General features: G+C 67.1%; 13 protein-coding genes. 12 read left to right on the forward strand and 1 reads right to left on the reverse strand.

Features of this window, described 5'->3' with window-relative positions:
- The first annotated feature begins 148 nt into the window (after window positions 1–148).
- The 12 genes from Y706_RS0112360 (at window position 149) to Y706_RS0112415 (ending at window position 11817) form a co-directional block, all read left to right on the forward strand.
- The gene (locus tag Y706_RS0112360; protein WP_028276837.1) at window positions 149–940 is read left to right on the forward strand and encodes an HAD hydrolase-like protein; all 792 of its coding nucleotides are present in this window, start codon (window positions 149–151) and stop codon (window positions 938–940) included.
- On the forward strand, window positions 927–1595 hold the full coding sequence (locus Y706_RS0112365) for a lysophospholipid acyltransferase family protein (RefSeq protein WP_026266350.1): 669 nt from the start codon (window positions 927–929) through the stop codon (window positions 1593–1595). Before Y706_RS0112360 ends, Y706_RS0112365 begins: the two co-directional genes overlap by 14 nt.
- Before the next feature lie 85 nt (window positions 1596–1680).
- On the forward strand, window positions 1681–3690 hold the full coding sequence (gene uvrC, locus Y706_RS0112370; RefSeq protein WP_028276838.1) for an excinuclease ABC subunit UvrC: 2010 nt from the start codon (window positions 1681–1683) through the stop codon (window positions 3688–3690).
- A gap of 120 nt (window positions 3691–3810) precedes the next feature.
- Window positions 3811–4734 carry an RNase adapter RapZ gene (gene rapZ / locus Y706_RS0112375; protein WP_018773001.1) on the forward strand — a complete coding sequence of 308 codons (924 nt, stop codon included), beginning with the start codon at window positions 3811–3813 and terminating at the stop codon, window positions 4732–4734.
- Window positions 4734–5753: a gluconeogenesis factor YvcK family protein gene (gene yvcK, locus Y706_RS0112380; RefSeq protein ID WP_028276839.1), complete on the forward strand. Its 1020-nt coding sequence runs from the start codon at window positions 4734–4736 to the stop codon at window positions 5751–5753. The genes rapZ and yvcK overlap by 1 nt, the downstream gene beginning before the upstream one ends.
- Before the next feature lie 10 nt (window positions 5754–5763).
- Window positions 5764–6744, forward strand: a complete 981-nt coding sequence (gene whiA / locus Y706_RS0112385; RefSeq protein ID WP_018772999.1) for a DNA-binding protein WhiA — start codon at window positions 5764–5766, stop codon at window positions 6742–6744.
- A 169-nt stretch (window positions 6745–6913) separates the two neighbouring features.
- The gene (locus tag Y706_RS0112390) at window positions 6914–7537 is read left to right on the forward strand and encodes a superoxide dismutase (RefSeq protein ID WP_028276840.1); all 624 of its coding nucleotides are present in this window, start codon (window positions 6914–6916) and stop codon (window positions 7535–7537) included.
- 287 nt (window positions 7538–7824) lie between these two features.
- Complete coding sequence (gap, locus tag Y706_RS0112395; protein WP_028276841.1) at window positions 7825–8835, forward strand: type I glyceraldehyde-3-phosphate dehydrogenase; 1011 nt, start codon at window positions 7825–7827, stop codon at window positions 8833–8835.
- 10 nt (window positions 8836–8845) lie between these two features.
- Window positions 8846–10072, forward strand: a complete 1227-nt coding sequence (locus Y706_RS0112400) for a phosphoglycerate kinase (protein WP_028276842.1) — start codon at window positions 8846–8848, stop codon at window positions 10070–10072.
- 108 nt (window positions 10073–10180) lie between these two features.
- A complete protein-coding gene (gene tpiA / locus Y706_RS0112405) occupies window positions 10181–10996 on the forward strand; it encodes a triose-phosphate isomerase (protein ID WP_018772995.1) in 816 nt (271 codons plus the stop codon).
- A gap of 48 nt (window positions 10997–11044) precedes the next feature.
- Window positions 11045–11302 (forward strand): preprotein translocase subunit SecG, encoded by a 258-nt coding sequence (gene secG, locus Y706_RS0112410; RefSeq protein WP_018772994.1) that lies wholly within the window; start codon window positions 11045–11047, stop codon window positions 11300–11302.
- Window positions 11303–11457: 155 nt separating this feature from the next.
- Window positions 11458–11817: an RNA polymerase-binding protein RbpA gene (locus Y706_RS0112415; protein ID WP_343213057.1), complete on the forward strand. Its 360-nt coding sequence runs from the start codon at window positions 11458–11460 to the stop codon at window positions 11815–11817.
- On the opposite strand, the gene pgl is transcribed toward Y706_RS0112415, so the two are convergent.
- Window positions 11770–12191, reverse strand: a 422-nt coding sequence (pgl, locus tag Y706_RS28165; protein WP_043436094.1) for a 6-phosphogluconolactonase, incomplete at its 5' end; no start/stop codon positions are given. The two genes, Y706_RS0112415 and pgl, sit on opposite strands and share 48 nt — an antisense overlap.

A 12191-nucleotide genomic window follows, 5' to 3' on the forward strand; every position in this document is an offset into this window, starting at 1 on the left:
TTCCGCCGCACGCGTCCCCGCCCCGCAGGGTTTTCACCGGATGTATCCGCTGATGTATTGCGTGATGTATTCCCGATGTATTCCCTGATGTATTCCTGAAGGAGTATGCGAATTTCTGGCAACAGCACACTCGTGAGAAACTAAGCCGGTGACGCATACAACAGTGCCCGTGATCTTCGACCTTGACGGCACTCTTGTCGATCCCGCCGGGGGTATTACCGACGGTATCGCCGCGGCCCTCATCGAGCTTGGCCTGCCGGTTCCGGACAAGTCCCGGATGGACGCCATGATTGGGCCCAAGCTGAGCCATTCCCTGACGGAAATCGCCGGCGTTCCGGCCGCACAGCTGGAAGACGCCGTCCGCATCTACCGGGCGCACTACGCATCCACAGGAATAGCGCAGAGCAGGCTGTACCCGGGAATCCGCGGCCTCCTCGAGGACTTCGTCGCCGCGGGGCGGCCCATCGCCGTCGCGACCCAGAAGCCGGAAGGGCTTGCCCGCACTGTCCTGGCGCACCACGGCATCGCCGGACTCTTCCACAGCATCCGGGGCTCCGCCGCCGACGAGGCCGCCAGCCCGGGAGCGGGCTCGGTGCCCGACGGCTCCGTTCCCGCAGGCTCTGTTCCCGCAGGTTCTGTTCCCGAAGGCAAGGCCGGCATCGTCGCCGCGGCGCTCTCGGACCTCGCTGCCGCGGACCCTGCGGCCGCCGGCCGGGCCGTGATGGTGGGGGACCGGGCGCAGGACGTCGCCGGGGCCGCTGCGAACGGACTGGACTGCATCGGCGTAGGCTGGGGGTTTGCGCCCGACGGCGAACTGCACGCGGCCGGTGCCGTCGAGATCGTGCATAACACCGCGGCGCTTCACGCGACGATCAACCGGCTCTCCGAACGCCCGGGGACCACAGCCCTGAACGAGGTGCACACCGATGGCAATGTTTGACGCAATCCGCTGGACCACGCGGGGGCTGGTAACCACCACGTGCCGTCCCACGGTCATCGGCCTGGAAAACGTGCCCAAGGACGGACCGTTCATCGTGGCACCGAACCACCTTTCGTTCCTGGACAGCGTGATCGTCCAGGCGCTCATGCCGCGGCCCGTGGCCTTCTTCGCGAAGGCTGAGTACTTCACCACCGGCGGCATCAAAGGCAAGGCCATGAAGTCCTTCTTCGAGGCTGTGGGCTCCATTCCGGTGGAACGCGGCGAGCAGGCGGCGAGCGTCCAGGCGCTGAAAACGCTGCTGGACATCCTCGACTCCGGCAAGGGCGTGGGCATCTATCCAGAAGGCACCCGCTCCCGCGACGGCATCCTGTACCGCGGCCGCACCGGCGTCGGCTGGCTGGCCCTGACCACCGGCGCGCCCGTAATCCCGGTGGGCCTGATCGGCACCGAACACCTGCAGCCCGCGGACAGCAAGTCCGTCAAACCGCAGCACTTCACCATGAAGGTCGGCGAGCCGCTGTACTTCGAGAAGACCGGACCGGACCATTCCCTGCCGGCCCGCCGCCAGGTCACGGACCGCATCATGGACGCAATCGCGGACCTGAGCGGCCAGGAACGCTCCACCAGCTACAACCAGAGCAAGTCGGCCGAATAGCGCGCGGCTTCCTGCTCCCGGCCTCCGCCGGGCATGCGCCGGCACACGTGCAACGGCACCGCCGGCGGCTCAGTAGACTTGATGTGTGGCAGATCCAGCGAGTTACCGACCCCAGACGGGTGAAATTCCGACCAATCCGGGCGTGTACCGCTTCCGCGATCCGCACGGCCGGGTCATCTACGTCGGCAAGGCCAAGAACCTCCGTGCCCGGCTGAACACTTATTTCGCCAACCCCGCCGGGCTCATGCCCAAAACCTATGCGATGGTCCACACGGCCAGCAGCGTTGAATGGACCGTGGTGGGCAGCGAACTCGAGTCGCTGCAGCTGGAATACACGTGGATCAAAGAATTCACGCCCCGCTTCAACGTGATGTTCAGGGACGACAAAAGCTACCCGTACCTCGCCGTGACGATGGGGGAGAAGTACCCGCGCGTCCAGGTGCTGCGCGGCGACCGGCGCAAGGGGACCCGGTACTTCGGCCCGTACACCGCCGGCGCGATCCGGGACACCATGGACACCCTGCTGCGCGTGTTCCCGGTCCGCAGCTGCAGCGCCGGGGTGCTCAAGCGCGCCGAAGCCAGCGGCCGGCCCTGCCTGCTCGGCTACATCGACAAATGTTCCGCGCCGTGCGTCGGCCGGATCTCCGCCGCGGACCACCGCGCCCTGGCCGAGGATTTCTGCACGTTCATGGGCGGCGAAGCCAAGCCCTTCGTCAACCGGCTGGAACGGGAGATGGCCGCGGCAGTCGCCGAGCTCGACTACGAACGCGCGGCCCGGCTCCGGGACGACATCGTGGCGCTGAAGAAGGTCTTCGAACGTAACGCCGTCGTCCTGGCCGAGGGCACGGACGCCGACGTCTTCGCCCTGCACGAAGACGAGCTCGAGGCCGCCGTGCAGGTCTTCCACGTCCGGGGCGGACGGATCCGCGGCCAGCGCGGCTGGGTGGTGGAAAAAGTCGAGGACTCCACCACCCCGGAACTGGTCGAACACCTGCTCCAGCAGGTCTACGGCGAGGAAGCCGGGCTTCAGGGCAGGTTGCCCCGGGAAGTGCTGGTGCCTGCCGAACCCAGCAACGCCCCGGAGCTTGCGCAATGGCTCAGCGGCCTGCGCGGGGCCCGGGTGGACATCCGCGTTCCCCAGCGCGGAGACAAGGCCGCCCTCCTGTCCACGGTCCGTGAAAACGCCGAGCACGCCCTCAAGCTCCATAAGTCCCGGCGCGCCGGCGACCTCACCATGCGCTCCCAGGCCCTGCAGGAAATCCAGGAAGCGCTCGAGCTTCCCGTGGCGCTGCTGCGGATCGAGTGCTTCGACATCTCGCACGTCCAGGGCACCAACGTGGTCGGCTCCATGGTGGTGGTCGAGGACGGCCTGCCGAAAAAGTCCGACTACCGGAAGTTCGCCGTGACCGGGGCCGCGGCCACCGACGACACCGCGGCCATGCATGATGTGCTGACCCGCCGGTTCCGGCACTATCTTCAAGAGAAAGACGAGCAGGCGGCGGCCGCGGCCAAACCGGCGCACCAGGCCGCCCTGGACGCGGCAACCGCCGCGGCGGTCGCGGACTCCACGACGCCAACACCGCGGAGCAAATTCGCCTACCCGCCCAATCTCGTCGTCGTCGACGGCGGCAAACCGCAGGTCAATGCCGCCGCGAGGGCGCTGGAAGAGCTCGGCATCGAGGACGTGTACGTGGTCGGCCTGGCCAAACGGCTCGAAGAGGTGTGGCTGCCGGACAGCGATTTCCCGGTGATCCTGCCACGCGCCTCGGCCGGCCTGTATCTGCTGCAGCGGATCCGCGATGAGGCCCACCGCTTCGCCATCACCTTCCACCGGCAAAAGCGCGGCAAGGCCATGACGGCCTCCGCCCTGGACAGCGTGCCCGGGCTGGGCGAATCCAAGCGCAAGGCCCTCCTGGCGGAGTTCGGCTCCGTCAAGGGGATCAAAGCCGCGACGCAGGATGAACTCACCGGCGCCAAGGGGATTGGCCCGTCCCTGGCCGCCGCGATCGTCCGGCACTTCGCTGGCGGCGGCGTCGAGGAAGCCGCCACGGTTCCTGCCGTCAACATGACCACCGGCGAAATCCTCGACGCTTAGCTAGTGCCGCCAAACTTAGTTAGGGTAAGGACTTGGGTACGGCACGGCAGCGGCATCACCGCGGCCGGAGCGCAAACCTGACAAACAGCAAATCGCACAGGCAGAGATGGGGCTTCACTGATGGCAGAGTCGACGGCAGGATCCGAGACGGATGCGGACGGCATGACACCCGTCAAACCCGTCGAGGCTGAACTGCTCGTGGTGACCGGAATGTCGGGAGCCGGCCGCAGCACCGCCTCGGACGCCCTTGAGGACCATGGCTGGTATGTCGTGGAAAACCTGCCGCCGCAGATGCTCGGCACGCTCGCCGAACTGGTGTCCCGGACGCCGCACTCCATGTCCAAGCTCGCCGTCGTGATGGACGTCCGGAGCAAGGAACTGTTCGTCGACATGCGCGCGGCGCTCCGCGCCCTGGAAGCCACGGGCGTGAGCTTCCGCGTGCTGTTCCTCGACGCCAACGACGACGTCCTGGTGCGCCGCTTCGAGCAGGGCCGCAGGCCCCACCCGCTCCAGGGCGGCGGCCGGATCCTGGACGGCATCGCCGCCGAACGCGAGCTGGTCCGTGAATTGAAGGACACCGCCGACATCGTCCTGGACACGTCCTCCCTCAACGTCCATGGCCTCGCCACCGCCATCACCGAACTCTTCAGCGAGACCGGGCCGGTGGCGCTGCGGCTGAACGTCATGAGCTTTGGCTTTAAGTACGGGCTGCCGGTGGACGCCAACTTCGTGGCCGATGCCCGCTTCATCCCCAACCCGCACTGGGTGCCGCAGTTGCGCCCGCACACCGGACTGGACAAGGACGTCAGCGACTACGTGCTGGAGGCCCAGGGCGTCAGCGACTTCGTGGAACGCTACGTCCTGGCCCTTGAACCTGTCCTGGACGGGTACCGGCGGGAGAACAAGCACTACGCCACCATCGCCGTGGGCTGCACCGGCGGCAAGCACCGCTCCGTGGCGGTCGCCGTCGAGCTCTCCCGGAGGCTGGCGCAGTATCCGCGCGTCACGGTGACCACGACGCACCGGGACCTGGGCCGCGAGTAATGGCGCTGCTGACCGGCCCGCTGCCCCTTGTCCCGCCCGCCAGCGCGGCCTTCGCCAGCCAGCAGGACAAAGGCCCCTCCGTCGTCGCGCTCGGCGGCGGCCACGGCCTCTCCGCCTCGCTGTCGGCCCTGCGCCTGCTGACCTCCGAACTCACCGCGGTCGTCACGGTCGCGGACGACGGCGGATCCTCCGGCCGGCTCCGCGAAGAGTACGGCGTCCTGCCGCCCGGTGATCTCCGGATGGCCCTGTCCGCGCTGTGCGACGACACCGACTGGGGCCGCACGTGGCGCGACGTCATGCAGCACCGCTTCGCCCCCGGCAAAGGCCGCGGCGGCTCCCTCGATGAGCACGCGATGGGCAACCTCCTGATCGTCACGCTCTGGGAGCTCCTGGGCGACACCGTCGCAGGCCTGAAGTGGGCCGGCGCCCTGCTCGGCGCGCGCGGCGAAGTCCTGCCGATGTCCAGCGTCCCGCTGACCATCGAGGGCCAGGTCCGGGTCACCGCCCCGGACGGCGCCACGGCACTGCAGACGCTCACCGGCCAGGCCAAGTGCGCGGTGGCAGGGTCCCTGGAGCACGTCCGGCTCTTGCCTGAGAACGCTCCGGCCTGCACCGAGGCACTGACGGCGATCGAGCTGGCCGACTGGGTGATCCTCGGGCCGGGCTCCTGGTACACGTCCGTGCTGCCGCACCTGTTGCTGCCCGAAATGCGCGAGGCCCTCGCCAACACGGCTGCCCGCCGGTGCCTGACCATGAACCTGGCCACAGATACCAAGGAGACGGCCGGCATGTCCGCCGCCGACCACCTCCGGGTGCTGCGCGAATACGCGCCGGAGTTCACGATCGACGTCATCCTGGCCGACCCGGCGTCGGTGCAGAACCTGCCCGACTTCGAGGCGGCGGCAGGAATGCTCGGTGCCGAGGTGGTCTTGGGTAAAGTGGGGGCGTCTGGTCGCCGTCCGGTCCACGATCCGTTGCGGCTGGCGACGGCGTATCACGATATTTTCGGGAATAGTTAGGAAAGGTGCCATGGCACTGACAGCATCAGTCAAGGAAGAACTTTCCCGTCTGGATATCAAGAAGTCCTCAGTCCGCAAGGCCGAGGTATCGGCGATGCTCCGCTTCGCCGGCGGGCTGCACATCATCTCGGGCCGGATTGTGATCGAGGCCGAAGTCGACCTCGCATCGACCGCCCGGCGGCTGCGCGCCGCCATCGCCGAGGTGTATGGCCACCAGAGCGAGATCATCGTCGTCTCCGGCGGCGGCCTGCGCCGCGGCAGCCGCTACGTGGTGCGGGTGGTGCGCGACGGTGAGGCCCTCGCCCGCCAGACCGGACTCCTGGACGCGCGGGGGCGCCCCGTGCGCGGCCTTCCGTCGGTAGTGGTGAACGGCTCCGCCGCGGACGCCGAAGCTGTCTGGCGCGGCGCGTTCCTGGTCCACGGCTCGCTCACCGAGCCCGGCCGCTCCTCGGCCATGGAAGTCACCTGCCCCGGCCCCGAATCGGCCCTGGCCCTCGTCGGCGCCGCCCGCCGCCTGGGCATCCAGGCCAAGGCCCGCGAGGTCAGGGGAGTGGACCGCGTGGTGATCCGCGACGGCGACACGATCGCCGCGCTGCTGACGCGCATGGGCGCCCACGACGCGCTGATGGTCTGGGAAGAACGCCGCATGCGCAAGGAAGTCCGCGCCACGGCCAACCGGCTCGCCAACTTCGATGACGCGAACCTGCGCCGTTCCGCGCAGGCCGCCGTGGCCGCCGGTGCCCGGGTGGACCGCGCCCTGGAAATCCTGGGCGACGACGTCCCGGACCACCTGAAGTATGCCGGTGAGCTCCGGGTCGCGCACAAACAGGCCAGCCTGGACGAGCTGGGCCGGCTCGCCGACCCCGTCATGACCAAGGACGCCATCGCCGGCCGGATCCGCCGGCTGCTGGCCATGGCGGACAAACGGGCCCAGGACCTCGGCATCCCGGGCACGGAAGCCAATGTGACGCCGGAAATGCTCGACGACTAGCCCGCCCCTAGAATCAACAGCAGGAATATCCCGGGGAATGAAATATCCGGGAGCGGCGGCTGGTTGTCGCCGTTGGATCCCACCGCAATTTTCCGGATGCCCCGCATCCGGATGCACGATCGAAAGAGTTACCGAACCGGACAACCCGTCCACGACATTGGAGGAATTTGTGACCGAGTACGTACTGCCCGAGCTCGACTATGACTACGCAGCGCTGGAACCGCACATCTCCGCGAAGATCATGGAGCTGCACCACAGCAAGCACCACGCCGCCTATGTGGCCGGCGCCAACAACGCCCTGGCCCAGCTGGCCGAGGCGCGCGAAAAGGGCGACTTCGCCAACATCAACCGCCTCTCCAAGGACCTCGCGTTCCACACCGGCGGGCACATCAACCACTCCGTCTTCTGGAAGAACCTCTCACCGGACGGTGGCGACAAGCCCGAGGGCGAGCTCGCGGCGGCCATTGACGACGCCTTCGGTTCGTTCGACGCGTTCCGTGCGCAGTTCAGCGCCGCGGCACTGGGCCTGCAGGGCTCCGGCTGGGGCTTCCTGGCCTACGAGCCCATCGGCGGCAACCTGGTCATCGAGCAGCTCTACGATCAGCAGGGCAACGTCGCACTCGGCACCACCCCGCTGCTGATGCTGGACATGTGGGAGCACGCCTTCTACCTGGACTACGTCAACGTCAAGGCTGACTACGTCAAGGCCTTCTGGAACATCGTGAACTGGGCCGACGTCGCCAAGCGCTTCGACGCCGCGCGCAAGAACGCGACGGGTCTCATCACCCTCTAGGCAGGTCCCTATACCCTGCACAGGGTCACGGAATCGACTTCCGTTTGTAACAAACCTCACATTACGGGCCCTTCGGCCCGAAATGTGGACGGACTGCCCCTGCACTTGCGGGGGCAGTCCCGGTTAAACGTAAGATGGATCACGGAAGGCGGTTAGCCTTCAGCAATGTGGCTGGTCGCCCTCCGATCTGGTAATTATCTCTGCCCAATGGCGTGCGGGATCTGTTAGTTGGCTTGAACGCCTTCTCAACTAGTCGTGCTCGCAAGAGCACCAAGGAGACTGAAAACGTGACGACCCGTATTGGCATCAACGGCTTTGGCCGTATCGGCCGCAACTACTTCCGCGCCGCCCTCGCACAGGGCGCAGACCTCGAGATCGTTGCGGTCAACGACCTCACCAGCCCGGAAGCCCTCGCTCACCTCTTCAAGTACGACTCCGTGGGCGGCCGCCTGGCCGAAACCATCGAGGTCAAGGACGGCAACATCGTCGTCGACGGCAACATCATCAAGGTCCTCGCCGAACGTGACCCCGCGAAGCTGCCTTGGGGCGAGCTCGGCGTCGACATCGTCATCGAGTCCACCGGCTTCTTCACGAAGGCCGCCGATGCGCAGAAGCACATCGACGCCGGCGCCAAGAAGGTCCTGATCTCCGCCCCCGCGTCGGATGAGGACATCACGATCGTGATGGGCGTCAATGACGGCCTGTACGACAACGCCACGCACCACATCATCTCCAACGCCTCCTGCACCACCAACTGCCTCGGCCCGCTGGCCAAGGTCATCAATGACGCCTTCGGCATCGAGCGTGGCCTGATGACCACCATCCACGCCTACACCGCCGACCAGAACCTGCAGGACGGCCCGCACAAGGACCTCCGCCGCGCCCGCGCCGCCGCCATCAACATGGTGCCCACCTCCACCGGTGCCGCCAAGGCAATCGGCCTGGTCCTGCCGGAGCTCAAGGGCAAGCTCGACGGCTACGCCATCCGCGTGCCCGTTCCCACCGGCTCCGCCACGGACCTGACCGTCACGGTTTCCCGCGAGACCACGGTCGCCGAAGTCAACGCCGCCCTCAAGGCAGCATCGGAGACCGAGGAGCTCAGGGGCCTGCTGACCTACACCGACGAGCCGATCGTCTCCTCCGACATCGTCGGCGACCCGGCTTCGTCCATCTTCGATTCCGGCCTGACCAAGGTGATCGGCGACCAGGTCAAGGTTGTGTCCTGGTATGACAACGAGTGGGGTTACTCCAACCGCCTCGTGGACCTCACGGAGCTTGTAGCGTCCAAGCTGGGCTAGGGTAAGACTCATGACATTTCACACCCTCAACGAACTGATCGCTGATGGTGTCCGCGGGCGGTACGTTCTGGTCAGAAGTGACCTGAACGTGCCGCTCGACGGCTCTACAGTGACTGACGACGGCCGCATTAAGGCCTCCCTGCCAGTGCTGGCGAAGCTCACGGACGCCGGTGCCCGCGTGCTGGTCACAGCACACCTCGGCCGCCCCAAGGGCGCCCCGGAGGAGAAGTACTCCCTCAAGCCCGCAGCCGCACGGCTGGCCGAGCTTGCCGGGTTCAAGGTCTCACTTGCCACCGACACCGTCGGCGAGTCGGCCAAGGAGCTCTCCGCTGCGCTGCAGGACGGCGAAGTGCTGGTCCTGGAAAACGTGCGCTTCGACGCGCGGGAGACCTCCAAGGACGACGCCGAGCGCGGCGCCTTCGCGGACGAGCTGATCGCCCTCACCGGCGACAACGGCGCCTTCGTCGATGATGCCTTCGGTGCGGTGCACCGCAAGCACGCCAGCGTGTACGACGTCGCCACGCGGCTGCCGTCCTACCAGGGCGACCTTGTCCGCACGGAGGTCGAGGTGTTGCGCAAGCTCACCACGGACACCCAGCGGCCCTACGTCGTTGTCCTCGGCGGTTCCAAGGTCTCCGACAAGCTCGCTGTGATCGACAACCTCCTGGGCAAGGCGGACACGATCCTGGTGGGCGGCGGCATGCTGTTCACCTTCCTCGCCGCCGCGGGTCACAAGGTCGCGGGCAGCCTGCTCGAAGAGGACCAGATCCCGGTTGTCCAGGACTACCTGAAGCGCGCTGCCGACGCCGGTACCGAGTTCGTCGTGCCCACCGATGTTGTGGTGGCGGGCAAGTTCGCCGCCGACGCCGAGCACGAGACCGTTGCCGCCGACGCCATCGAGTCGGGCAGCTTCGGAGCCCAGGGCATCGGGCTGGACATCGGGCCGGTCTCGGCAGCGGCCTTTGCGGAACGGATCAAGGGCGCCCGGACGGTGTTCTGGAACGGGCCCATGGGCGTGTTCGAATTCGCGGCCTTCGCCGGCGGTACCCGGGCCATCGCCCAGGCCCTGACCGAGACGGACGCGTTCACCGTGGTTGGCGGCGGCGACTCGGCGGCAGCGGTCCGGACACTCGGCTTCGCCGATGAGGCGTTCGGCCACATTTCCACCGGCGGCGGCGCAAGCCTGGAGTACCTTGAAGGCAAGGAACTCCCCGGCCTGAGCGTCCTGGACCGTTAGAAGCACTGACCGCTAAAAGCACCGGCATTTGAGCCGGCAGGGCGCCCTCCGCAGGGAACCGGGCGCCCTGCCGGCTGCTCCCACACACCAAGAACTCCTGGAGATCACGTGACCACGTCAACCAACGGTAAATTCGACCGCAAGCCCTTCATCGCCGGCAACTGGAAGATGAACATGGACCACGTCCAGGGCATCACCCTCCTGCAGAAGCTCGCGTGGACCCTGTCCGACGCCAAGCACGACTACAGCCGGGTGGAGGTCGCCGTCTTCCCGCCGTTCACGGATCTCCGCGGCGTCCAGACCCTGGTCCAGGGCGACGAGCTCGCCGTCGTCTACGGCGGCCAGGACCTTTCCCAGTTCGACTCCGGCGCCTACACGGGAGACATTTCCGGCCAGTTCCTCGCCAAGCTTGCCTGCAGCTACGTCCTGGTCGGCCACAGCGAACGCCGCACCATCCACAACGAGTCCGACGCCGTGCTCAACGCCAAGACCAAAGCCGCCTTCCGGCACGGCATCACCCCGGTCCTCTGCGTCGGTGAAGGCCTGGAGATCCGGCAGGCCGGCACCCACGTGGACCACACCCTCGCCCAGCTGCGCGCCGGCGTCGAAGGCCTCACCCCGGAGCAGGCCGCCGAGCTCGTGGTTGCCTACGAGCCCGTGTGGGCCATCGGCACCGGCGAGGTCGCAGGCCCGGAAGACGCGCAGGAAATGTGCGCCGCCATCCGTGCCGAACTGTCCACCCTCTTCGGAGCAGACGTCGCCGCCAAGACCCGCCTGCTGTACGGCGGCTCGGTCAAGGCCAACAACGCGGCCTCGATCCTGAAGGAGCGCGACGTCGACGGCTTGCTGGTCGGCGGTGCCAGCCTGGACGCTGCCGAGTTTGCTAATATTGTCAGGTTCGAGAGTCACCTGTTGACGGATTAGTCCGGACACAGCCTGACCCCCGCAATCCAATCCTTCTGAAAGGCCGTCGTGGACGTTCTTCATGTCATTCTGCAGGTCCTCCTGGGCATCACCAGCCTCCTGCTGACGTTGCTCATCCTGCTCCATAAGGGACGCGGAGGCGGCCTGTCCGACATGTTCGGCGGCGGCATGAGCTCGGGGCTGAGCTCCTCCGGCGTCGCGGAACGGAACCTCAACCGGTTCACGGTCATCCTGGGAATCACCTGGGGCGTGGTGATCATCGCCCTCGGGCTGCTTATGCGGTTCAGCACAGGCGCCGATTCCTAGGACGCCCGTTTCGAAAACTTCATATGGGGTCCTTATGGCCCTCCCGGCATCGGGAACTCACGAACTACACTGTGGCTGTCGTCTTGCACTTCCACCAGCTACGTAGCCAGGAGTTCCCGATGCTGCATTCTGCTTCCGGATTCAAAGGAATCCGTGTGGGCGCCACCGAGGGGGCCACTCCCCGCCATGAACCACTGAACGGGGCCGGCGTACGCCAGCCCCGTATTCGTGTAGCTTTCCGGTGCGCCAAGGGCCATGAAACCTCGCTCGTGTTCGCACAGCTGCCGGAAGAACAGATCCCCGGAGTTTGGGACTGCCGGCGCTGCGGCGGCACCGCAACCCGCGACGAATCAAAGTTTGCCCTGGAGGAGACGCCAACAGAGGGCTTCAAGACGCATCTGGAATACGTTAAAGAGCGGCGCTCCAGCCAGGACGCCGAGGACGTGCTGGCTGGAGCGCTGGAACGTCTACGCTCCGGACGGACCCTTCCGGACGAGCTGCTCCGGGACCCGTGAGGCCGCGTCCTCGTCAATCAGCCACAGCGTTTCCCGGCGGCCGCGCGGCCCCGCGGCGGGCACCTGCACGGGATTGGCCCCGGCCAGGGCGAGCCCTACGGCGCCGGCCTTGTCGTCACCGGCCACCACCATCCACACCTCGGATGCCGTGTTGATCGCCGGCAACGTCAGCGACACCCGCGCCGGCGGCGGCTTGGGGGAGTTGCGGACGCCCACGACAGTCAGTTCCTTCTCCCGGATGCCGGCCTGCTCCGGGAAGAGCGAGGCGACGTGCGCGTCCGGCCCCACACCGAGGAGGACGATGTCCAGGCGGGGGAGCCGCGCAGGCTGTTCCGGCCTGTCGTCGGACATGTCCGCGGCGTGCTCGGCGGCCG

The sequence above is a fragment of the Arthrobacter sp. I3 genome (genome assembly GCF_000520575.1).
GTDB lineage: Bacteria > Actinomycetota > Actinomycetes > Actinomycetales > Micrococcaceae > Arthrobacter > Arthrobacter humicola_A.